Consider the following 23352-nt stretch of genomic DNA (forward strand, 5'->3'; position numbering starts at 1 on the left):
TTTCACCACTCTTCGATGTCGTCGAATAGTGGAACCGACACGTCGTCGGTGCCTTGGCAGGGCTCGGGCGGGCTCTGCGCGGCCGGTGGTGTGGCGATGCTGCTCAGATGAGAGCGGCGGGTACGATTACGGCGGGCTCGCTTGGTGTCCCTCTGTGCGGACGTGGCTATCTGACGCATCTGCTCGATCATCGCGAACAGCGAGTGTTCGTCGATGCTCGCTCGGCCATGTTCCCGAAGGCGAGTGATCGCTGCCCGGTGTTCCCACGACGTCACCGCCGGATGCGACATCGTCCGGTACGGCACCTCGACATACCCGCTGCCACTGTCGGGGTCCAGGACCCACACCCTGCTCAGATCTCGTGGATCACGGCGGATCACAAACTGGCCCAGCTTCTCTCGCCTGGCGATCCATGGTTTCAGAGCATTGGCGAAGTACTGGATGTGGTCGATGACGAACCCTGTCCGGGTCAGGCGGCGCCGCATGACCGGAAGGAAGTCCACCAGGAATGCGGTCTCGTCCACCACTGTTGACGTCGACAGAGCAGTGTCGGCGTCGGTGCTGCTGGCCCACTGCGCAGCCGGGCTCCGGCTCAGGCCGGTGTGCACGTCCGCGTGATACGCCGCGATCGCCAGGATCAGCCAGCGTTCCAATTCTCGTAAGGTCAGTGCTGCTGCGCCCTCCGAGTCGTAGCTGCCCCGCTGCATTGGGTTCGAGAACGTGGTGCCGGGCAGTTCGTGGACCTGGGTCATGACGGTGCCGATGATGCGTTCGACGATCCCGCCGTAATGCGGCCGGCCGGGTGGTCGGTAGCCGAGGTCGATGCCGTGTTGCTCGCAACCACGCTGGAGCGCTTCGCTTTTGAACTCAGAGGCATTGTCGACGTACAAGCGGTGCGGCTTTCCGGCCATCGGCCACCGCACATCCGCGCCGAGGCCCAGTGCGTCGATCCATACGCTCTTGTCCGAGCACACCCTGCCCAGACACAATCCGACCGACACTGCGGACGGAGGATCGAGTGTGACGACGAACCCTGGCACGCAGCGGCTGAAGACATCGATGGCAATCGTGAGATAAGGACGTCCGATCGGTGCCCGGTCGTATTCGTCGACGATCATCAGATCGACCACGGTGTGATCGATTTGGACTTGCTGAAGAAAGGCCGTCACTGGCGGCGGGACGTCGCCGGCGGATTGCCGCGATCGGGCGGCGTCCGGTCCGCCACGAGAGCGTGCGACGCGGCCCGGGTGCATTGCTGCGATCCGCGCGTTGACTGTGTTGCGGGCTGGAATCGGCAGTCCAGCGCGGTGGCAGGCCAGCGCGATACGACGATGCAGTGCGGCGACACTGAGTTTCTGTCGAGCCAGAAACTCACGGTTGATGTGCTCGGCGATCACGTCTTCCACCTCGGCCGACACGCGGAAGTGTCCGCGCCCACCTGCAGGAGCGGACACCAACAGATCGGTAACCGACCCTCCCCCATTCCGGAGCCTGGACAACAGCACGTACACACGCCGCGGCGAGACCCCCAACTGCTGCGCTGCATCCTCGACCGCAGCGGCACCGATCGAGCCTCGATCCGACAGCCCGCTCAGCACTTCAAACCGCGCCCGTGCCGGCTCCCACTGCTCGGCCGACGCGGTCAAGACACCCGCCTCTACGACGTCGAACTTGTCCGCATCCATCTCAGCCTCCGAACACCCAACCCAGGTGACCGATTGTGAAGCCCACTCCTGCACTCAGAATGTCAGAAGACGACTTCAATCAGAGGTGAAACCCCAGGAAAACATGACGCCCACTTCTGAAACTGACACGGATTGTCAGTTTCAGAAGACGACTGCACGATGTCAGAAGATGACTTCACTCCGCTATCTCTGCAAACATTTTCTAGTCACCTCAGGTGCGCCGCGACTGACTGCCCTTCTGCATGCAGACATTACGAACCTGTCGTTACGGTTCGTTGTTCGTTAGCTCCCTGCGGTGGGTGACCCGCGCTCTGGCGGCGAGGACCGAGAGGAGCGAACGACACAGCGTCTGCGCTCAGCGTGTGAAGAGTACGACATGTTCGGCCTCGGCGGCTATCTGCTGTGCAGTTGCTCGAATGTGGACAGGCCCGGTTCGGTTGCGGTCACCTTGCGCGTTTGGCGGTCAGCTGGATCGGGTTGACGTTGCACCAACGCGTGTCACCGAGAACATATCTTCAACCGGGACGTTGAGGGCCGAAGCCAGCCTCATGGCTACGTCGAGCGACGGCCCGCGAGATTCACGTTCGAGTTCGCCAATCGTATATGCGCTGACACCGGACAGTTCTGCGAGCTCAACTCGACTCAGCCCAAGCTCGGTGCGTAATTGTCGCAGGCAGCATTTCATTGACTTCATCAATTGACTTTGACTGTTCTGCGGGTAAGTTCTCGACCCTCCGCTGTCCGTTCCTCGGCCAGTTGATGCACGCCAAAATCATTGCCAGACCGAGCAACCTCCCGTACCAATTCATCGAGCCTGGCCAGGGGCATGACCGGTGTTTGATACCAATACCTCCCACCTGGCAAAAACAATCGGCCTGATCCAACTTTAAACAGGCGTTGGACACCCTCTGACCGAACCTCAAGCAGCTCGGCTCGCCTTAAGTCGATCAGGTCGATATTTCGCCACACAATTCTTGAGCGTATCTTCGCCCAACCCTGACAGAACTCAGCTCTAAATAAGTATCGCCGCACAAAAATTATGCCTGCCCATACTGCGCTCACCAATGCAGAATAACGCAGATCGAAACGCGGGATAAGCTGCGTCGCGACAAACGACATCGCCGTGACAGTCGTGGTCGCTAGCAAAATGTCGCCAATCACTGCGGCGAGGTAAGCTCGCATATCTGGACGTCTGAGCTTCATGCTCAATACAACCATTGGAACTGAGAATCGCGAGACCAGGTCCAGCGCTCGGACCGTCGGAACCAGTGGGAGTACCATCGTCTCCGCACCGTGCTTCGTTCCACCGATCCCGCTGACGATCGCGTCGACTCGACTGAATGTGAAACCAAAAAAGGATGGCGATTTGATCTCCAAGCCGACGACATCCGCAAACGCGACTGCGATTTCTCGCTGAGCATATAAACCGCGAATAGAGGTGAACTCGCCGGCTCCGATTTCGGCCCGCAGGTTATAATTTTGACAAAACGACGACAATATACTGAACGCCACTAGAATCACGAACAAGGAAACACCGGCGGTCAACCAACCGGAAAATGACGCAATACTACTAATGAACAATTTGATATACTGCACAGCCTCGGTGCCACCAAACAATTCCGTAACTGCGAAATAGATTGCGATCGCCAGTGCCAAACCGGGGATGCTGATAATGTTGGCCCCGGACCAGCGATTTTCGAATTGAAATTCATGGGCACTCTCAGATGTGCGCCTGCCCTCTGTTGCATGGGCCACGGCCACCTCAACCACGCGTGCATCTACGGAACCGATCCCTACGAGGCGCATCGCGCATGCGTCCCCGCCGGCAGCTCGTCCCGAGATACGAAGCTCACGAAGGCCCAGCGTGCGGTGAATGACCGTCGAGGTGACACGCACCGTGCTCACGTTAGCCAGCGTCAACGAAAGCCGTCTTCGGTGGAGACCTCCTACGTGAAGCTGTATCGTCTCGTTGCTGATGCCCCAGCGGGTGAAAAACCAACGCCAGACCGACACGACTCCTACCAACACGCCAGGTATAAGGGAAATAAGCGCATGCCCTTGAACGATCCCGAAAACCAAAAATGCAAGGATTAGCGGCGAGACGACGATCAGGCCTCGAAGTAGGAATCCGACCAGCGCAGCGGTGGGCAGTCGTTGTGTCGTCTGGGAATTGTTCATTGCCCGGCCTCCCGGACTGCAAGGCGATGCATGATCTCAAGTTTCAGTGATTCTGCGGCCTCCGGAGCAAACCCCGGTATCGTTACGGTGCCGAACGACGATCCTGTACGTATAAGCACCCTTGCAAGCCCTAGCGACATTTCAACCGGTCCTTGGTGGACCTCAACAGCCTGTACCCGGATCAGGGGAAGGCATTTATACTTATGGAACCACAATCCAGATTTGTACTCCGCTGTCACCCCACTAACCGACCATCTTGTGGATGCGAGCCGTCGGAATAGGTAATACCAACCCAGAAGAAACACGGCAAAGCAGGCAAGTAGCCCAGAGATGATCGAGACTGCGGGACTGAAGTCCAACCAGTTGAGCAGAATCAAGATCGTCGCAATTCCAGTGATTAGAACTGCAATGTACAATCTGCGATGCCACAGTTTCAAAACATCAGCATTCACGGGTAGCCAATCAGTGTTCACGCCGCACCGGCCCCAATCTGCGCGTCGTCGATGACAAACTGGCTGCCTCGGTAAATATCAGCGATGACCCCTGTGACGTCTTGTAACGTGCATCGTTCGATCGCGCCGACGAACGAACTCAACGAGTCCGAACATCCCGAGTCCACTAGGAATCCGCACGTCGCGTCAAGATACTCATTCATCCCACCAACTGTGGAGTACAGGATTTTCACCGCTTCCACCTTCGCCCTCGATAGATCGGACTCTACGAACTGGTGTGATCCGACAGCGTCGATAGCTGCTCTGATTTCGCGGTTACGATGTTCGGCCGCTGCATCGCTGACAAGATCAAACTCTATGAGCAAGACATTGCCGTTTTGCGTGGATTCGACAGTAGACACACAAGAATGCGGTCGTAGACCAACTTCTTCGAGACTGCGCTCGATCAAGGATTGGGTAGGGCTGTTCACCATGAATTCGGCAATTCGGTTCACGATGTAACGTGGGTCTTGTGCAGAGTATACTCCAGTAGCGGCAACCACGACCTTAGCTTGCACTATTCTCGCCGGCCTCCACGCTGTTATTCTTAGAACCGGGCAGCATCTTCTGCGATACGGCAATCAGAACCACCATAACTATGGTCGACAGGATCCACGGCGTGTTGAATGCAAAGATGGCTATTAGATATAGCACGACGATGGCCAACCGAGAAACGATTTGTGGATTCATTGTTTACACTCCATTTCACAGGGCCTCAAGGGAATATCGCGCCTAGAGCGCCCATAACTATTGTGGTCGCAGATAGCCCGCCAGTTCCGAAGGCAGCGGCTGCGGAGATACCTACGAGCACGTCCTCTCGTGACGGTGTCGGTGGCTCAACTGTTTTGGTAGCGAACTTGAATGGGAGCGACCACATCACATCGATCGCCCCTCCATAGCCCCGCGTCAAGACTCCAAACGAGTTATCGCCACGATCAGATCGACCATCCAGAAGGAAACTCTCTTCGAGGTCTTTGGCAGCCAGCGTCAAAACCCGATCGTCGAACTCGATGCCGACTCGGTAAGAGCGCTTGAGGAGTCTCGCTCGACCTGGGTTCAGGGTGATGGTTCTGCCATCGATTGCAGCCTGCACGGCTGAGGCAGTTCGTGTACCGATCGGCGTCTTTTTGTGGGTACGCTCGCCTACACGAGAGATTTTGACAGTGGTGTGCGGACTTTCCTGGTACGCAGCCTCGACCTCGCCGTCGCTGTAATGCAGATTGACCTGACCGTAAAGAAGCGTGTCGATCACCATTGATTCGATGCTTTGGTCTTCGTTCTCGTTCAAGCGTTCCATGATTTAACTCCTGTCACATTTCCGCCGACAACTACAAATTTCGTTTCTCTCCATTTTACGTCCGAAGCCTCGTTTTTGCATTGGTAATTGTGCGAGTTCAGTGTATAACGGGAGTTCTTTATCGCGTCGCAGATGACTCTGACACGCGCGTCAGAATGTGATGGTTCCAAAGTCGGCCATGTAGCCACGAGATCCCCTATTTGGCGAGCGGGTTCGGGCACGTCGCGGAAGGTGGGGCTATTCACACGCGGGTCTTGCCGCAGACTATCACCCGATTCGTATCGAAGCCTCGACACGAGGGTTACGACGTCGCAGAACCAGGCCACAACCTCTTGGGATGTTTCCCCAAGGCAGCTGACGGCCAGTATCGCCAGATCTGCATCGCCGCTGACTGCGACCAGCGCACCCCGTTCGGAAAACCACGAAAACCATCTTCCGTGCTTGCTTCTCTCGGCTACTTCCGTCTCGATTGCGATGAACGTCCGATCGGTGTCCAGCGTGTCCAGGTGGCTCAACCGAACTACGAAACGTAGCTCCACGTCGTTCGTGGAACGATCGATAGCAATGTGCATCGGCAGATCGATGTGGTCTCGAAGCTCTGCGATATCAATGGACAACATGACCCCTTTCGGCGACCCCGACCCAGGTCGGCGACTGAGAGATCAGTCCGGCGACCAGTCGCATTAACCGGCCTGCCAGCGCTATGCTCGCAACTTTATCTCGCGCACCTCGCTGCAGGTGTGGGTGCTCGGGTATGCCTAGTGCTTTGCCGCGATTGGCAAGGACGGTCCGCTGGTGAATGTGCTGAGTAGCGCGAGATTCGTAGATACGTCTGATTCGGTCGATATAGGTCAGGAATTCGCTCGAATCGGCGTCGGAGAACGAGGTCAAGAGTGTCAGCGTGGCATCGAGTACGGTGTCTACGTCGCGACGCATGCTCTCGATCGAAGCTGGACTCTTGCCGTCTACAGCTATTACGAAATAGTCGGTATTCCGCGCCGTGTACAGCTCCCCGAACTGACCGGCTCTGAACATAATCGTCGCGGCAGAAGTGTCGCGCTTCAGGCCCGGCAAGACCACCCTCGTGAGAATGTGGCGGAGGTCTTCCAGATCTCTCAGGCATCCGGGGGAATGGGCCGTAACGCGCCAACCGAAGTAACACGAAGACACCACCGCGGAGGCATCTCCTCGCGGTACGTCCCCTCGATTACTTGAAATCGAAAGATCCTCGAGTTGCGTTTCGGTGATGCTGGTGTTCGTCTCAAACCCCTGTCCGCCTATGTCGCAGGACGCTGTGCAGTGCACTTTCGGTGTGCTCCATGTTGCGCCGACGGCCTTCGAGACGGCGTCGGCGGTATAACGGCCAATGACCATCCGATCACCGAACCCCCAATCGGTCCCCTCCCCATAGGCCAGAAGAAGGCGTGGCAGCAACTGGTCGATCGCCACGTTCTTCGGGTCCGACTCGGCAAGAAGGATTTCGTCATGAATTTTGCCGAGTTCATGGTGCAAAAACTCGTTGGTCAGATCTACCCATTCGATATCGACGATTGGCGCTGTTATGGAATGATCGAGATACAGAATGAACTCGGTCTGGTAATGCAATGTCTTCGCGGTGGAGAACACAAGGTTTTTTCCAAGGCGAGCCTTCATCGATTCCAAAGCCCAGTGTTCTCTGATGTGCGCGAACCCAACACCGTGTGAGAGGTCATCACACGAGCCGCCTTCGATAATGACCGAAAGTATCAGACCGTTTTGCGACCTGCGGGCCTGGTAGGCGGGATAGCTGAGGTCGAGGAGCTGTTGACTTGTACTCATGCCGCACCAGCGAGCAGGTTGGATGACAGGTCGTCAGGGTCGATTCGGTGCGATAGACACGAGGCGCGGATTGCCTTGTGGAGCGGGATGGCGGTACTCAGGTGATCGATGACTGCGTGGGCTAGTGCTTGGCAACGATGCTGGCCGAAGCTCAAAAGTTCGGCACCCGGATCACGCCCGGGTTCGTCAGCCACGCGAAGCCCCGTCGATATGTAGCGACAAAGCGAGGAACCCGTGGTGAGATGAGGTCTGTGGTCCTCAAGGAGAGCGCTCACGGCAGTGAGCAAATTCGGATGTACGTCTTCGACGTAAAGGACAATGGCGTCATTACGTGGGTAACTTACAGAGTCCGATAGGATTTTCGCATCGAAGGATATCGTGGCGTTGTCGAGGTACTTGACCGTCTCGACAAAAATCGAGTACGCAGCGTCTGCATTGCTGACCGAGATGTAAACTCTTTTGTCTTTCGCTTTCATCGCGAAAGGATTCAAAGAGTGGCGTCCGTAAATGTAAAAGTATCCGGGAGATACAGCACCGGAGTGGTGAACAATCGCTATGTCGACCTCCGTGTCTCGTTGGGCTGTAACGTTAGAAGACGACGCACGCACCCTCAACCCCCCTTCGGAATATGTTATCGAATCCCGATCGATCGACAACAACTGTCGAGTGATGTTGAACCGACGGCTGCTGTACTGCTCCGCTAATCTGGTTGACAGATCGGACCTTTGATTTTCCTTCTTCCCCAATGCCATCGCATGCCCGCCGCGGTCAGGATGCCGGGCCGCCGCTGTGCCCGCGTGCATCAGCCCGTAGAGGTCGTAGGCCAGCCGCACGCGCAAGTCACGAGCGGGCCCTTCGTACTTGACGTTGTTCAGCTCGAACAGCAGACCGCCTTCGGTAAGGTGCCCGGGTTCGATCAGTGCCGACAACAGCTTGGCAGCACCTGCTGCATCCAAAGTTGCGTTCATTCAGACCTCATCTCGAGACCGAAATCTGGCAAAAACTGTTCTGGATCCACGATGAGGGCGTGCCCGATGCCTGCCAACGCTCTCGCCGCCGGGGCAGTCGCGATCAGCCCTTCTGAGCTGGTCACGAGACGATCGAATTGGTGCCACCCTGCGTACCGCACGATCGATGCTCTGAGCGCCCTCGAATCGCGGATCGATCCAAGACTCTGCGCACGGCCGAAATAGCCATGCACAAATGCGCGGATCAGCGCCGAAGCGCGGGAAACGCCAGTAGCTACTAGGTCGTCGATGTCGTTCTCGATGCGGCCCGATTTGGAGTACAGGGCACCGATGACGGTGACGTTGAGGATGTCACCCGCCAAAGAGCCGAGGTCACGCGCAATCGAGCCGTATCCGAATTCCTCCCAATCGATTATCCAGCACGTGTTCTCAGCGTCGGGGGCAGCGAGGAGCTGATCAAGCCTGAGGTCTCCATGAATGGTCGACATCGGTACGTGTGTTTTCTCGGTGTCTCCCAGCAATAGATCAACACACGCCAAGCGGAGTTCTTCCTGCCGATGGATAATCGTCCAAGCCTCGAGCTGTGCCGCGGACATACCGTGAAAGATCTCCACGTCGATCGCGTCGGCCCCAAAGCTGGAGGGGAGTGGACTCGCTGCGTTGTGGCGGGATCGTTCGCTCTGACCGCGGTGATGCAGCCACGCAAGCCCTGACCCCACACCCTCCAGCATTTTCGTGTCGAGCTCGCCGGCGACCGCCAATTGCTGTCCGGTACGCCCCTCGTGAATCGCCGGATAGGCCTGGATGTATCCATCGGCTGACATGGCGAGTGGGCGGATGACGGGTAAATCGGTGTCGTAGAAGTCTGCGTCCAACCAATCGAAAAATGTCATAGTTCGCGAAGGGCCCCTGCTCTGGTCGCCCAACTCTTTCTTGACAAACAACCCCTGTCCGGTGTTGGTTGACCCCAACCAGTTCAAGTTGCGCCCCGATAGCTGAACAGGGGTAATCATGTCACCGAATCCGAGCTGCGCGACCAATGCTGCGGCAGTTGGGTGTGAGGCGAGGTCGTCGGCCGCGTACAGGACTCGGTGATCGCCGACCTCTAGGAGACTGTCTGCCACGATATTCCTTTCAGGAGCTGTGAGACATCATCGGGTAGATCCATCTGTGCGGTCATAAACGAGGTGATGTAATCCAAGGCGTGAAGCACCTGTCGGTGGGCTGCATATCGCTCGACAGTGTCCCGATCGCAGTCGACAGCAGCTGCGAGTACCACCGAGCTCAGACACGACCCTGCTTGCTGGTCGGAGCTGATACCCCCCGGCTTCGACTCCAATTCCCTGACCTCTCCGAGGAGATGTCCCCAGTCGAACTCACGCATACCGACACCACAATCTTCACCGGAGAGCAGCATCGTCCCCGCGCCAGCCGCTGCGTAAGTGAGAGCAAGCGATGGCGCACCATGCAGAACGTGGCGGTCATCTGAATGATCTGCCGGATACATATCGGCGTCCATCTGCGCAAAATAGGAGCCGGGAATGAGGTCGCAGACTAGCTTTGACGTCCAACTCGTCCCACCCGACAGCTCTTGCCCGTACCGTGTCAACCTGCGCATCCATGGTCGAAGACGGCCCGCGTCGCGCGTCCCAGTTGATTCTCGAGGCTTTGCGTGGTGGAGGTCCTGAAGCGTCTGGCATACCGAAACAAGCGCACTCTCGACCGTGCAGTGATTGTCTCCATCTTGGCTGTGTGTGTACCCGGCAGGGACCACGTAACGGAACTCGTTTCCTCGTTGCGTACCAATCAATACGCCGTGGGTGGACCCCATTTCGCCAGGAAGCGAACCACAGTCCGCGTATTCGTCGAACCGGAGTCGCGTAATCTCAAGTGTCTGATCAGGTTTACGTGAGTGGACCGCGACCAAGTTGTTGCTGAATCCAGCGTATTCAACTACCTCCATCATTTGCCCCATGCGGAAGTTGCTTCTGGAACGCTTTCAAGCACATCCATAAAGCTGATGATCCCTCCTGTGGACGGTGCATTGAGCGCGTGACTGTGAGCCATCTCAGTCGGCTGTAGACGCACTCGAGGGTCTGAGGTCAGGGTGTGTGCTGACGTTGCGAAGGCGCGTGATTCTGCGCCACCGGGGGGTAACGATGGAGCGATGTGAATAGGTGCCTGGGTACACTGCAACGCAAGCATCATGGGAGTGTCGGACGCCCCACCGGCGAACCGCGTCACGAAATTTAGAGTGGCTGGGTACACGATTACGCAGTCAGGCCACACTGTTAGATCGACGTGTTCAGCCATATGCACTTCGGACCAATCATCTATTACGACGGTTTCGCAATGCAACGCGCAAGCGTCAGGGGTCACAAAGCGGAGGGCTGTCCTCGTCAACACCACTTTGACGTCGGCATACGGTCTCACGAGACGCAGCGCGTGCAGATTCAAAACTGTCGTTGCCGCTGAGCCTGCGCCGGTTACATACAATAATATTTTCATGAAAGTCCATATCGGACCGGGCAATCGAGTAACCGCCCGGTCCGATATTGATTCGACTAGCAGACCCGCTTGATGGTGTTTCCGATGTTCGGAGTGCCACCCGCGATCCCAGCTGCGCACTGGGTCGAAGAGCGCGCCGAAATCATCGTGGCGCGCATCAGCAAGATCGCCAATGCGGGTGTGGACGCGGGAGCCGATGCGCCTGCGATGCCGTTGGAGGCTAGTTCTTCGTCGGAGGTGTAGGTCTTGTACGCTGTAGCGAGCGACATTCTTTGTGCCTTTCACGAAATCGGACGGACTGTTTTCAATCCGGGTTCTACCGTAATGCTGGATTATTCTGTTCGGTGCGGAAAATTGAATGGTGTCCGCATCTGAGACATTTACCGTCTCATTCTGGGACGGGTGCAGTGCAACCTGGGGCCCGTTCATACATTTTCCAAGCCGTATTTTTCAATTTTTCGGTAAAGCGATGACCGCGCAATTCCGAGGCTTGCGGCTGCTTGAGCTCGGTTTCCAGCACATTCGGTAAGCACAGAGAGAATTGCCGATCGTTCAGCTTCCCTGATCCGCCCGCAGCCTCCACCTTTTTCGTCAACCGATGTGGCCGCACTGCTCGGACGCGACACATCGGTTCGGGAGGTGAGACTTACCAGGATCCCGATCCGCTCGGACCTTGTTTCAACCGGCCTGACCCGCAGGGTAACCCGTTGGCCCGCAGCAGTATCGAGATGCACAGTTCGGGTCCGTGGCAGGTTGCCGGTACTCAGGTAGCGCCTCAACTCCTCGATCTCTCTCGCACTCAGGAGCTGTCTCATCGCAATGTTGGTAATTTCGATCGACAATCCAATCGCAGCACAAGCAACGTGATCACTGTCCGAGTTACCTCGGTAGGCTGCAACCAGCATGTTCGCTTCCTCGTCTCGAGTAGCGGACATTTCTGTCTGAATATTCCTAGCGGTCTGAACAGTGATGTTGTACAACAGATTGGTTGCCCGGTCAGCGCGACACACCAGACCTACCAACCCCTCGACCTCACCCGTTCTCGGATGAAATACAGGCGCTGCGTAGGTAGAAAAGTTGCTTAGTGAACTGTGATAGTTCTGCGGACCGTGCAGATGCGCTGGACGGCCAAGACGTAGGGCGATTCCGATCGCTGATGTTCCGATGTTGTCCTCACGGTGCAGCCGTCCAGGCGACATGCCGATCACATCAAAGTCTTTACTGGACGCTCTGTCGGCATCTGTTTTCAACAAGATCAATCCCTGATGATCCGCGAACAACATACGAAACGATTCTCCACGACCGTATGCCACCACCGAATCAAGTTCCGCAGCTGCGGCAGCTGCCACTTCGGTGTGTCTGTCACCTCTACCGAAATGCCTTGGCAACGCAGGTCCAGTCGGGGCAATCCCCGCAGACAGGGACCGCCGCCATGATTCGAGAACAACGCGAGGAAGTATCTCGTCCAAAGTTGCAGGTTCGACTTCCGAGTGTATGAATCTAGTCTTCGCTCGCACGATCGACTCGTGCTGCAAGGCGGTGTGCACGTATTGCTCCTCACTCACGATATCCACATCGGGCTGCTGGCTTGAAAGGGTCGTATCCTGCAAAGGGCGCGAAGGCCGGGTCATCGACAGTCAGAGCATGGGAACCGCGAGGATCCCTGGGTAACGGCTGGGAGTACGCACTAGGTCAAGGTCGGTCGAAGCATGTTTCGCAGACCGCCGAAAAGTTACATCCGAATTCCCGATGTAACGCCGTTTGATTCGCTTCAAATGGGCCATGGCGATCCCATTCTCAAGGTATGCCCGCAGAAGCCGGCCTGTACGTACGAGAGCTCCAAGACATCGTTGTTCGAGACTCCGCCCCGCAGGAACCGGCACAGAACCCTTGACGGAGAACCCCGTAAACGGACTACTCAGTAGCATTGAGATGCTTGACCAACAAATGACCACGACATGATCATTGGGGTGAGAACGATCGATCGCTACGCTTGTCACGTCAACGGGAAAGCGGTTGACTACGAGGTCGCAAGGTGGTAAGGGGCCACGGCGTCGAGCGCCCCGGAGATCCAGTGACGCCGGTCCTACCGGCCCCAGCTTGGAACCAGCCACCGCGAACCTTGAACTCCCTGGCCGCCTCGGATTCTTTGAGCATGTCAGATGTAGCGCTTTTGTCTGAAGCAACCACCAGCACCCTTTCCAGGCTGTGGTTCGACAGCGCTTGGTTGGACAAGATTTCTGGAACTACCTTGCAGAGCCTGTTAGCAGTCATCCCCGGCCTCATGGACTATGTAAGCCACCGCAGCAGGACTCGCAGGATCGACAATGCACTGCGGCAGTGCGTCGATATTGGACTCGAAGTGTCCGCGACTACCATCGATGCCCTCGTCAGACAGGGCTCTGGGATTCACGTGGCAACGGCGCTCGCCGCAGCAGCAAGCGTGGTTCATGGCGACCACCGTTCTGCATACGCGAAGCTCACACGCTGCTGGGGTGCCCAACCCGACGCTGCCCTCGACGCACTGTTCAATTCAGGACCGGAAGCGTTGTTGTCAGATCCCGCCTCCTTCGTCACACACGCAGCACGCATGGTCGAGACCAACACCGGCAATGAAAACTCTCTGCACAGAACCGTTGGTTCGGGGATTCTCGTCCACAAACTGACTAAGATGGAAGGAGCCCCTCCAATCGCGACCTCCCACGAAACACCCCAACGCAGCTCCGCTTTCTCATACCGAAGTGCCGCCATCGGCGTCATCTTGAACAGCGACGATATAGCTGAGTCCGTTCGCTACCGGTCCAATTTGGAGTCGAGTTCACTACTGCAACGCAACGAAATTTGGTCGATGGCCTCGTACAGTACGGACCTAATCCAAACGTCAGACTTCTCGATTCCCTCGACTCTGTCTCTGAGCGACACGGCAAATATCGTATTGTCCGACGTAAATAGCAGAAGCGAAGCCTACCTCCATTACCTCATCACAGCCGCAATCCCCGCAGTTCTGGCCCATGACCCCAAATTCGGGCACGCGAAAGCCCGACTGATAGAAGCTCTAGAGCTAAGAATAGACCATGGTATTTCAGATAGAAATGCACTCACCGCTTGTATTGCACTGCTGAAACGAATTTCCTGAACCTCCAAACCAAAGGATGCCAATGCTGGGTGACACCGAAATTTCGTCAAGGTATCAACGAAACGCGGCCTACTGGACAAAGATTGTTCGAGACGGTTTGGACACATTTCAAACAGACCTGACAGATCCTGCTCTGCTCGACCTCATCGGGCACTGCACAGGACTCAATGTACTGGACGCCGGTTGCGGCGAAGGATACCTGAGCAGGGAACTTATCAAACGTGGATGCGGCCAGGTGTACGGCGTCGATACGTGCGAAGAGCTCGTAACAGCGGCTCGAAACCACCCTGACTCCGGTGGAGCACGTGCCACCTTCTACCACGCAGACGTCGCACAGATCCCCTTGCCTGACGCCAGTGTCGACCTCGTGGTAGTAAACAGACTACCCAACGGTATTGCGGATCCATCTCGACGATTCACCGAATTTCGCCGCGTGCTAAATGAGCAAGGAAAAATGATTGTAATGTCTATGCACCCCTGCTTCTATGCAGCGCGCACCGATAGAGAAGACATTGAAAGCAACACCTCGATCGACGACTATTTCGGAATCAGAACGGTCGAACAACATTTTCAGGTAGCAGGCCGTAAATCACCCGTGGAATCATTCCAGCAATTTTTTTCCCTTGAGGAATATCTGGGAATGATCACAAGCGCAGGATTTGCGATAACCACACTTCGAGAACCCAGACCGACCGCACAACAACGCGCGTCGGACGACTTCTGGAACCAAAATTTCACGCGCCCATTGTTCATGTTGATCGAGTGCGTGCCTCTCAACGCCGTCTTTCGAGGCCAAACCACGACGGGCGCGCGCCCTTCTCCCACTGTTACATCATAGCGTCGACGTTCCCGGGTTCCTACGCGTGAACCGCCTGCTGAAGTAGGGATCGTCAACTGTGGATCCCACTGCAGGGACGAGGATGCGGGGAGGCATTACGAGCTGCGCTCCGCCGGTATGAAGCGTGTCGTCGCTGACGCCCGAAGGCCGCACTGGGGGATCTCGGTCTTGCCTTGTCAAGATCGAAGGGCTCGAAGTCCTCGAAGCAGCCTAGAAGCCGGCCATCCAGGCGGCCTCGGCGTCCGTCTTCGCCACCTGGCGTACGGAGGTAGTAGGCAGCCTGGATGGCCGCCGGCGCACACCCCCACGAGACCTCGACACTGGCCAGCCTCTTGGTCAGCAGCATCGAAGGCGCAATCACCCCCCGTACCGCAGCGCCAAATCAATTCAGTCACTCGCCGACGTTAGATCCTGGCTCTCCATGGTTTTGCACAGACGATAGCGCCTCCCCAGCAGGAGAGCTGAACTGGTTCAGCGGGCGCGCTGTGCACCCGCCAACAGCGCACACGAGGACGAGCCCCCTCGAATCACCTGGCCGCGGACAGATCGCATGTGCAATTTACGCAGAGCTCACGTGCGACTCCCTGACACACCGACCAGCATCCGATCGTTTCATGGGCGAAGCCGGAGATCTCGGCCTGGTCGAACGCTCCTGGTCCACGCTCGTGTCTTGCATCGGTTTTATGTACCAGCCCTGCTCAGCGTCGCCTGCCGAGCATGGCCGCGCGGGTATGTCAGCAGTGATCGTCGTCTTCGGGGACATCGAGAAGTTCAGAGAGCGCAGCAAGTAGAGACGTTGCTCGGTCTTCGACGTCGTCGAGGACCGACGTGAGCGATCCGAGATGTGCATGGGCGGCGGCACGAGCTGCGATTCCTCGTTCGTAGTACTGCGTATCCAGATGCACTGCTGGCGAATATGATTCGCTTTCATCAAGCGCGATACCGGACTCGATCGAACTGCCGGTTGCTCGCGCCGGCAGAAGGTGGTCGGGTGCAGCATCACGCAGATGCGCTGCGACGATGTCAGCGACAGCGTGGGCGCTGATCGTAGGAGCGATCAAGGGGGTGTGGCCCCATCGATCGATCGATGTCAGCAGCGGCCTACCACCGTGCGAGAGAACGTTCGTGTCGTACCCGATCAGCGCTGTCTCGTTGCCCGGCCGCAGCCGTTCACCCAGCATGGTCGTGCTTGGGTACCGGTTCAGAAAGCCGAGAACTTCGCACCACCGTCGCAGCACGAGAACCGGTGATACCCCAGCTACTGCGACAGCAGGCGGAGTACGTGTGCTGCTTCCGTTAGCTGTGCCGAGGTGCAGGATATCGTCGGTCAGGTCCCAGGTGACGTCACCGACCCGTAGATCCGCGATGTACGAGTACGGCACACCCGTGGATGCGAGCACCAGTATCAGTGCATCGCGGCGCGCGAACATTGCTGCAGGCCAACCAGATACCGGAAGCTGGGCGACGATCGCCCCGAGTCTCGATGCGAGCTCGTTCAACCGCGCAGTGCGTGTGGTGTCGATGGCGGCACGGACGGTCTCACTTCGACCCGGCGAGGAGTGACCGAACCTGTCGTGCAAGGCACCGATGACGGCGACACGTCTGCGGTGTGTGGTGTTCGCGGCGGGGTGCGCGCCGAGAAAGAACGCCAGTGTCTGCGGCGTTGCCGGCAACGCCGACAGATCATGGGCAGTGCACCAGTCCTCGAACAGCGTCCAGGTGTGCAGATCCCTCTGCAGGAGCATCGATGTGGCCGGCATTAGCGGGTCAGAGTCCGAGATCGGTGACGGCATTACCGAGCAGCGGTGCGTTCTCGCGGGCGTACATCTCGACCATGCCAGGTGTGACGTGCCCGGTTTGCCGCATGATCGCGTGGGCGTCTGCTCCGTTGCGGAAGGCTTGGGTGACGAACCCGGCACGCAGCGAATGTCCACCGAGCTGGGCGACAGTGTCGGGGTCGTAGCCGGCGTGAGCGGCGCGGCGGCGGATCGCCGCATGGACTGCCGCCCCGGATAGGGCGGTTTCGGAGAGGTTGCCGTTCTTGCGAACAGACCGAAACAGCGGAGACCGCTTGTCGGCAGTGGGCAGGGTGCCGCGACAGAGATGGGAGTCGAATTGTGCTGCGCGGGTCAGTAACCGAATGACGGCGACTCTGCCGCCGGTGTCGAACGCGGCGACGATCTGCAGCCAGCGCACCCACGCGCAGACCGGGCAGGATTCGTGGCGACCGGTGAACGGGAGTGCCTTCACGGTTCCGGTGCCATCCTGATCGGTCTTGGACTTACGGATTCGTACGTGCGCGCCGTCGAGGCGGTCGCGGCGGACATCGCGACATTCCAACGCGACGAGTTCGCTACGACGAAACGCGCCGGTGTAGCCCATCAGCAGCAGCGCGGTGTCGCGGCGTTCGAGCACCTCCGACGCCCACCCGGCCGCACTGCGTCGTGCGTGGTCGACGATCGTGGTGATGTCGGAGGTCAGCAGCGGCGCACGGGGGTTGCGGGGCCGCTCCCCCGCCGACGCGTAGTCCCGGCGGATACCTGCGAAGGTGGCGCGCACCATTTCGTGCGCGGCGGGGTTGTCGTGGCCGGCCCCGCGGTGGCGGTCGGCGATCGCGGCGACCCATTTGCCGAACGTCGACGGCGCGTACGCCCGCGTCCCGTCGACGGTGACAGTGTCGGCCGCGGCCACGAGATAGGCAGCCACCGTCGCCGGATGCGCAGGCAACGCGTGGTGCCCGGCGACGGCACACCAGGTCTCGAATCGTCGCCACGCCGAGGTGTAGGCCCGCCGGGTGCCGGCGGAGCGGGATGCGGCCATCGAGCGCTCGATTCGAGCGGCAACTTCCGGCGGGAGATCAGGGAACACCGCCGCACCACCCGACACGACAGCCGGAACCGTGTTCGAGCCGTCCGCGAGCTGGTGTTCTGTCATGGGCAGGACTGTAGCGAGCACCTCCGACACGGTTTTCGGACCGAAAACACGCTCACCTGGCGTTTCCTCAGGGACGGTGCGGGAAGGAAAATTCTCGTTAGTCACCGCACACAAACCGTGGGTGACTACACACGTCCGTCGAGGTCGGCTGAAAAGCGTGAAGAACGCGCGGCGATCTCGCGTGCTTCAGGCCCAGTCCAGTCGGATACCGAGCTCCAAGAAGGCGTAGGCCAGCTCGTCGACGTCGTCTTCGGTGCGGCATCCAGTACGAGCGAATCCGAACAGCGAACGGGCGGCGTCGCTGTTGACCCGCGCCTCTGCGACAGCAGCGTCGATCGCGGCCACCACATCGTCCCAGGCACTGTGAGCGCGTGCCTGGAAGTGGGATCTCGTCGGCGCGGTCCCCGGATCGACCGGTTCGTACGGTCGTGGTTGCAGCAGGCAAGCATCGGCTCCGCCGGCGAATATCTGATCGTTCTCGACTGCGATTATCGCCGTCGCGGCGGCAGCCAGGACTGCAGCTTGCCCGTCCCAGCTCAGGTTCTCGAACGGAACCCGCGATGTCTGAAGCGGCCGAGAACGACCGGTCGACTCCCAGATCGCCCGCAATCCTCTCGCCCACCACCCGGCATGAATTAACGGTGTCACAACTTCGTCGACGACGGTGCGAAGCAGCCGGAACCACACCGCTGCATGAACACGGCCGACGCCGAGCTCGACCGATCCGTTCGTCAGCGCGGCGACACTGCGTCTGTCGATTTCGGCAACGGCCGCCGGTACCGGTAAAGGTGGTGCGTGGTCGTCCGAACCGGCTGGTGTCCTCTCCCAGAAGATCAACCTGCCGGGTATGACCGTACAGAACTCGAGTCGGCAGAGATGCTTCGTGCAGCTGGTCAGCATCGGGTACTGATGAGCCATCGTGACGACGATGTCGGCGTCGGTGTCGAGGGCGTCGATACATAGAGGGCATGCCCGCGTGGTCAGCGCGCTCACCCACGGAAGCCATGTGCCGACGGGCGGTCTGCGTCGATATCGATCCGGCACCGCCAAGCCCGGCGGCAGGAGGACCGAGAACTGGTGGACGTAGGTGTCGAAGTCGCACTCGGTGGGGTCGGTGCTGTCGAGTAGCCAGGGCGTGTATCCAGCCAAGGTCATCTCCCGCAGCCGATCCACGGTGCACGCGCCTTTCCCGGCGAGCGCGGTCAACACCGGCTCGGGTATAAAGCGGTCGAGATCGACACCGGTGGTGTCGAGACCGAGCGAATCGAGAAGGTCGGCGCGGGTGATCATCGAATACAGTTCGCTGGTCCGGGCCAGCCACGACGACACGGTTTCACCGGGCAGCGGTTGCGGATGTAAGGGCCACGGCCGATGCTCGCCGTCATCGAACTCTCCCTGCGCTGCAGAAATATTGGTGCGTGTCATGCCAAACTGCGTTCGAAAAGTCGGCGGCGCTCGGTCGGACCGGAGTAAGAAGTCCTCGTCAGCACCTGCGCGGTGATCGCTTCCTCCCCGGACTCGACGGCGGTCACTGCGGCTGCGGTCAACAGCGTCGCCAGTTCCCCGATGGTGCCTTCGCACCGGGTCAGGAGGTAGTCGGTCATCTCCGTCGGGGTCAGGTGCGACCGCGTACGCAGCGGGAAGCTGGCGGTGAAGCTCGCCAACAGGGAACGGGTATCGGGGTCGTTGGTCCAGATCGGCAAGGTGATGGGGTGGAAGCGGTTCTCCAACTGCGCATCGCTGCGGATAGCGAGGTACGCCTCGCGGGTGCCGACTCCGACGAGCGGGATCCGCAGTTCGTTGCCGAGGAACCTGAGCAGGTTGAGGAATTCTCGGCGCACGCTGTCGCGGCCGGCAAGAACGTTGTGCAGCTCGTCGATGATCACCATCCGAACCCCGGTCGCGCGCAACAACCTCACCGCTTGCTGTTCGAGTTCGTGGACTCGGCCGCGCGGGCGCACCGGAGTTCCGAGAGCCGCAAGCATCGCCAGGTAGAACCGCGCCGGTGCTGGATCGGGCGGCATCTGCATGCACAGCACCGGAATCTGCTCGCGATCGGGCAAGCTGACGGCGGGGTGCGTGCGGCGAAATTTCTCGATGATCATCGACTTGCCGTTGTTCGTCGGTCCGATGAGAAGCAGGTTCGGCATTCGTTGTCGATCCGGCCAGTCCAGCAGAGTCTCCAGATGCTCGATCACCGCTCGTGCGCGCGGATACCCGATCCACCGTTCGGTGCGAATGTGCCTGATGCGTTGCGCTGCAGGCAGGACCGCGATCGCCCTGACTGCACTGCGCAGGTGTGTGAGGTCCGCGCTGTCGACCTCGGACTCGTCTCTGCTGCCGACATCGCCGTCGTCGTCTGCCGGGACGTGTGTGGAATCGTTGTTCATCGGTTCACCATTCTTCGATGTCGTCGAAGGCCGGAGCGGCATCGTGGTCGGTGCCGAGACCAGCGTTCGGGGGACACGGCACCGTCGCTGGTGTTGCGACGCTGGTTAGATGGGTTCGACGGTTGCGGTTACGTCGAGCCCGTCTGGTGTCTTTCTGCGCCGATGTTGTGATCTCGCGCATCTTCTCGATCATCGAGAACAGTGCGTGTTCATCGATGTTCGATCGGCCGTCCTCGCGCAGTCGTGTCACTGCTGCCCGGTGTTCCCACAAGGTCACCGCCGGATGCGACATCGTTCGATACGGAACTTCGATGTATCCGCCGCCGCTATCGGGGTCCAGGACCCACACCCTGCTCAGATCTCGTGGGTCCCGCCGGATCACGAACCGACCCAACCTCTCTCGCCGCGCGACCCACGGTTTCAGCGCGTTCGAAAAGTACTGGATGTGATCGATGACGAACCCGGCGCGGGTCAGGCGACGCCGTATGACAGGAAGGAAGTCCACCAGGAACGCGGTCTCGTCGACCACTGTCGCCGGCAGCGCGCCACCAGCCTCGGTACCGCTGTTCCACCGCGCAGCCGGGCTCTGCCGCAGGCCGGTGTGTACATCTGCGTGATACGCAGCGACCGCCAATACCAGCCAGCGTTCCACTTCACGTAACGTCAACGCTGCCTTGCCATCCGAGTCGTAACTACCCCGCTGCGTTGGGTTCGAGAACGTCGTCCCGGGTAACTCGTGGACACGGGTCATGACAGTGCCGATGATGCGTTCGACAATCCCCCCCGTAGTGGGGACGCCCAGGGGGCCTGTAGTCGAGGGCGATGCCATGTTGCTCGCAGCCTCGTTGGAGGGCTTCGCTTTTGAACTCGGACGCGTTGTCGACATACAAGCGGCCCGGTTTACCGGCCATCGGCCACCGCATATCCTCACCGAGCCCCAGTGTGTCGATCCACACGCTTTTGTCCGAACACACACGGCCCAGACACAGCCCGACCGACACTGCCGACGGTGGGTCGAGTGTCACCACGAACCCGGGTATGCAGCGGCTGAATACGTCGATGGCAAGCGTGAGGTACGGGCGCCCGATCGGTGCCCGATCGTGTTCGTCGACGATCATCAGATCGACCACTGTGTGATCAATCTGGACCTGCTCGAGGACAGCTGTGACCTGCGGTGGTTGATCGCCTGCGGACTGCCGGGACCTGGCGGCGTCCGGGCCGCCGCGTGATCGGGCGACCCGTCCAGGGTGCAGTGCCGCGATCCGTGCGTTCACGGTGTTTCGGGCGGGGACCGGCAGGCCGGCCCGATGGCAGGCCAGCGCGATACGACGATGTAGTGCAGCGACACTGAGTTTCTGGCGATCCAAGAAGTGGCGGTTGATGTGCTCGCCAATGACCTCTTCGACGTCGGCCGAGACGCGGGGGCGGCCGCGCCCACCTGCAGGAGCGGAGATCGGTAGATCGGTGACCGCCCCTCCCCCACTGCGAAGTCTGGACAGCATCTCGTACACCTGCCGCTGCGAAACCCCCAGCTGCTGCGCCGCATCTTCGACCACTGCGGTACCGATCGAGGATCGATCCACGAGCTCCACGAGTACGGCGAACCGCGAACGTGCCTGCGCCCATTGCTCGGCCGACGCGGTCAGGACGCCAGCCTCTACGACGTCGAACTTGTCCGCATCCATAGCAGCCTCCGAACACCCGAGCCCAGGTGGCCGATCGTGAAGTCCACTTCTGCACTCAGAATGTCAGAAGACGACTGCAATCGGAGGTGAAACCCCAGCAACCCATGCAGCCCACTTCTGAAACTGACAGTGTGGGTGGAGACGGCGAGTGGGGCGACGACGTCTCGGCCGGAGTTGTCGGACCTGTTCTCGCATCTGCGGTACGGGGATACTCTGGTGGTGTGGCGGCTCGATCGTCTCGGGCGATCACTCCCCCACCTTTTGCAGACTGTCGAGGATCTCGAATCCGACGGTGTGGGGTTTCGGTCGTTGACTGAGTCGATCGGCACGACCACGTCGGGTGGAAAGTTGATCTATTCGATTTTCGGAGCGTTGGCGGAGTTCGAGCGCAACCTGATCCGTGAACGAACTCAGCTCGGGTTAGCGGCCGCGCGTGCACAGGGCCGCTTGGGTGGTCGGCCGCGAGCGATGTCGGACGCGAAGATCAACCAGGCCAAGCGAATGCGGGCCGGCGGCATGTCATTGGCCGACATCCGAGACGTCGCGGGCGTCTCACGGTCAACGCTGTATCGGTACCTGAAATAGTTCGAGCGCGAACGCTTACACCAACTCACGAACGCAATAACCGCCCGACCATGCGGCCGGGCGGTTATTGTTCTATCGTTTGTCTCCGGGGGGAGGCTTACGCCAACGAGGCCCAGAGCTAGTGATACAAACTATAGATGTCACAGACGACGAGCGCAACCGGCGACGCAGTCAAGACCTCTACGGCGGTCAGGCAGGCTCTGTCGGTCGCGCGAATGACCACTTATGACGCTGCCGCGTCGGGCGATAGTGGCCTTGCTCTGGACCTTTACCGTTGGAACGCGGAAGTCAGCGGTGCATTCATGACCCCGCTGCATATATGCGAAGTAGCTACGCGGAACGCCGTCTCGGAAGTTCTCGAAGGACTCTATGGGCCGCAGTGGCCGTGGTCACGAGGCTTTGAGCAGAGCCTCCCGCGCCCGAGCCGCGGGTATAAACCCCTTCAGGATCTACTGAACGCACGACGCGGACAGCCGACGTTGGGCAAAGTTATCCCGGAGCTGAAGTTCGTGTTCTGGCAGAAGATGTTCACCGGTCGTAACGACGCCCGCTTGTGGATACCTGCCCTCAGACACACCTTTCCGAACATCGGCACTACACAATCGGTACGGCAACAGCGGCATGGAATCTACGACGACCTCGAGCAGATCCGGAAGTTGCGTAACCGCATCGCTCACCACGAACCTATCTTCAGCCGGGACCTTGCGCAGGACCTCGCGGTCATCTCAAAGCTGTTGGGTCTTCGGTCATCCGAGAGCGAGCTATGGCTCGGTCAGATAGAAACGGTAACGGGACTGCTATCGAACCGACCCTGCTGAAATCTCGGTTGAGAGCTGGCT

At 59.2% G+C, this 23352-nt stretch carries 23 protein-coding genes; 4 read left to right on the forward strand and 19 right to left on the reverse strand.

Annotated features, from left to right (window positions below; genetic code table 11):
- Nucleotides 1-2: 2 nt before the first annotated feature.
- From CH295_RS26690 to CH295_RS26745, 13 genes are all read right to left on the reverse strand, one after another.
- Complete coding sequence (locus CH295_RS26690; protein WP_252342211.1) at nt 3-1685, reverse strand: TnsB C-terminal domain-containing protein; 1683 nt, start codon at nt 1683-1685, stop codon at nt 3-5.
- 463 nt (nt 1686-2148) lie between these two features.
- Complete coding sequence (locus tag CH295_RS28555; protein ID WP_212556225.1) at nt 2149-2379, reverse strand: helix-turn-helix transcriptional regulator; 231 nt, start codon at nt 2377-2379, stop codon at nt 2149-2151.
- Nucleotides 2379-3863: a PH domain-containing protein gene (locus CH295_RS26700; RefSeq protein ID WP_094742452.1), complete on the reverse strand. Its 1485-nt coding sequence runs from the start codon at nt 3861-3863 to the stop codon at nt 2379-2381. The genes CH295_RS28555 and CH295_RS26700 overlap by 1 nt, the downstream gene beginning before the upstream one ends.
- Nucleotides 3860-4336: a PH domain-containing protein gene (locus CH295_RS28560; protein WP_094742453.1), complete on the reverse strand. Its 477-nt coding sequence runs from the start codon at nt 4334-4336 to the stop codon at nt 3860-3862. The genes CH295_RS26700 and CH295_RS28560 overlap by 4 nt, the downstream gene beginning before the upstream one ends.
- The gene (locus tag CH295_RS26710) at nt 4333-4809 is read right to left on the reverse strand and encodes a hypothetical protein (protein WP_141217103.1); all 477 of its coding nucleotides are present in this window, start codon (nt 4807-4809) and stop codon (nt 4333-4335) included. Before CH295_RS26710 ends, CH295_RS28560 begins: the two co-directional genes overlap by 4 nt.
- A 260-nt stretch (nt 4810-5069) precedes the next feature.
- Nucleotides 5070-5651 carry a hypothetical protein gene (locus CH295_RS26715; protein ID WP_141217104.1) on the reverse strand — a complete coding sequence of 194 codons (582 nt, stop codon included), beginning with the start codon at nt 5649-5651 and terminating at the stop codon, nt 5070-5072.
- Nucleotides 5639-6271 carry a hypothetical protein gene (locus tag CH295_RS27610; RefSeq protein WP_141217105.1) on the reverse strand — a complete coding sequence of 211 codons (633 nt, stop codon included), beginning with the start codon at nt 6269-6271 and terminating at the stop codon, nt 5639-5641. The genes CH295_RS26715 and CH295_RS27610 overlap by 13 nt, the downstream gene beginning before the upstream one ends.
- Nucleotides 6258-7469: a hypothetical protein gene (locus CH295_RS26720; protein ID WP_094742456.1), complete on the reverse strand. Its 1212-nt coding sequence runs from the start codon at nt 7467-7469 to the stop codon at nt 6258-6260. Before CH295_RS26720 ends, CH295_RS27610 begins: the two co-directional genes overlap by 14 nt.
- Nucleotides 7466-8437 (reverse strand): T3SS effector HopA1 family protein, encoded by a 972-nt coding sequence (locus CH295_RS26725; RefSeq protein WP_094742457.1) that lies wholly within the window; start codon nt 8435-8437, stop codon nt 7466-7468. Before CH295_RS26725 ends, CH295_RS26720 begins: the two co-directional genes overlap by 4 nt.
- On the reverse strand, nt 8434-9561 hold the full coding sequence (locus CH295_RS26730; RefSeq protein WP_094742458.1) for a phosphotransferase: 1128 nt from the start codon (nt 9559-9561) through the stop codon (nt 8434-8436). Before CH295_RS26730 ends, CH295_RS26725 begins: the two co-directional genes overlap by 4 nt.
- A gap of 838 nt (nt 9562-10399) precedes the next feature.
- Nucleotides 10400-10945, reverse strand: coding sequence for a flavoprotein (locus CH295_RS28565; RefSeq protein ID WP_141217106.1), 546 nt, complete (start codon nt 10943-10945; stop codon nt 10400-10402).
- A 56-nt stretch (nt 10946-11001) separates the two neighbouring features.
- Nucleotides 11002-11214, reverse strand: a complete 213-nt coding sequence (locus CH295_RS27620) for a hypothetical protein (RefSeq protein ID WP_139318138.1) — start codon at nt 11212-11214, stop codon at nt 11002-11004.
- A 156-nt stretch (nt 11215-11370) separates the two neighbouring features.
- Nucleotides 11371-12576: a helix-turn-helix domain-containing protein gene (locus tag CH295_RS26745; RefSeq protein ID WP_094742461.1), complete on the reverse strand. Its 1206-nt coding sequence runs from the start codon at nt 12574-12576 to the stop codon at nt 11371-11373.
- Between the two features lie 524 nt (nt 12577-13100).
- Between CH295_RS26745 and CH295_RS26750 the strand changes: the two genes are divergently transcribed.
- Together CH295_RS26750 and CH295_RS26755 are read left to right on the forward strand one after the other, a co-directional pair.
- Nucleotides 13101-14081 (forward strand): hypothetical protein, encoded by a 981-nt coding sequence (locus tag CH295_RS26750; RefSeq protein WP_094742462.1) that lies wholly within the window; start codon nt 13101-13103, stop codon nt 14079-14081.
- A 22-nt stretch (nt 14082-14103) separates the two neighbouring features.
- The gene (locus tag CH295_RS26755) at nt 14104-14919 is read left to right on the forward strand and encodes a class I SAM-dependent methyltransferase (protein ID WP_170946106.1); all 816 of its coding nucleotides are present in this window, start codon (nt 14104-14106) and stop codon (nt 14917-14919) included.
- Between the two features lie 734 nt (nt 14920-15653).
- Here the strand turns inward: CH295_RS26755 and CH295_RS26760 are convergent.
- The 6 genes from CH295_RS26760 to CH295_RS28640 all read right to left on the reverse strand — a co-directional run bounded on the left by CH295_RS26760 (nt 15654) and on the right by CH295_RS28640 (nt 21928).
- Nucleotides 15654-16679, reverse strand: coding sequence for a hypothetical protein (locus CH295_RS26760; RefSeq protein ID WP_094742464.1), 1026 nt, complete (start codon nt 16677-16679; stop codon nt 15654-15656).
- A gap of 7 nt (nt 16680-16686) precedes the next feature.
- Entirely contained in the window at nt 16687-17853 is a 1167-nt protein-coding gene (locus CH295_RS26765; RefSeq protein ID WP_094742465.1) for a site-specific integrase, read from the reverse strand.
- A gap of 186 nt (nt 17854-18039) precedes the next feature.
- Nucleotides 18040-19278: a TniQ family protein gene (locus CH295_RS26770; RefSeq protein ID WP_252342212.1), complete on the reverse strand. Its 1239-nt coding sequence runs from the start codon at nt 19276-19278 to the stop codon at nt 18040-18042.
- The gene (locus CH295_RS26775) at nt 19275-20243 is read right to left on the reverse strand and encodes a TniB family NTP-binding protein (protein WP_252342213.1); all 969 of its coding nucleotides are present in this window, start codon (nt 20241-20243) and stop codon (nt 19275-19277) included. The genes CH295_RS26770 and CH295_RS26775 overlap by 4 nt, the downstream gene beginning before the upstream one ends.
- Nucleotides 20244-20247: 4 nt before the next feature.
- The gene (locus CH295_RS28635) at nt 20248-20895 is read right to left on the reverse strand and encodes a Mu transposase C-terminal domain-containing protein (protein ID WP_252342214.1); all 648 of its coding nucleotides are present in this window, start codon (nt 20893-20895) and stop codon (nt 20248-20250) included.
- Nucleotides 20896-20935: 40 nt separating this feature from the next.
- On the reverse strand, nt 20936-21928 hold the full coding sequence (locus tag CH295_RS28640) for a TnsB C-terminal domain-containing protein (protein WP_252342215.1): 993 nt from the start codon (nt 21926-21928) through the stop codon (nt 20936-20938).
- A 117-nt stretch (nt 21929-22045) separates the two neighbouring features.
- Here CH295_RS28640 and CH295_RS26785 point away from each other — a divergent pair, with 117 nt between their 5' ends.
- Together CH295_RS26785 and CH295_RS26790 are read left to right on the forward strand one after the other, a co-directional pair.
- A complete protein-coding gene (locus CH295_RS26785; RefSeq protein ID WP_094742466.1) occupies nt 22046-22513 on the forward strand; it encodes a recombinase family protein in 468 nt (155 codons plus the stop codon).
- Nucleotides 22514-22650: 137 nt separating this feature from the next.
- Complete coding sequence (locus tag CH295_RS26790) at nt 22651-23331, forward strand: hypothetical protein (RefSeq protein WP_094742467.1); 681 nt, start codon at nt 22651-22653, stop codon at nt 23329-23331.
- Nucleotides 23332-23352: the final 21 nt, after the last annotated feature.

The organism is Rhodococcus sp. 14-2483-1-2 (genome assembly GCF_002259405.1).
In the GTDB taxonomy this organism is placed as follows: domain Bacteria; phylum Actinomycetota; class Actinomycetes; order Mycobacteriales; family Mycobacteriaceae; genus Rhodococcoides.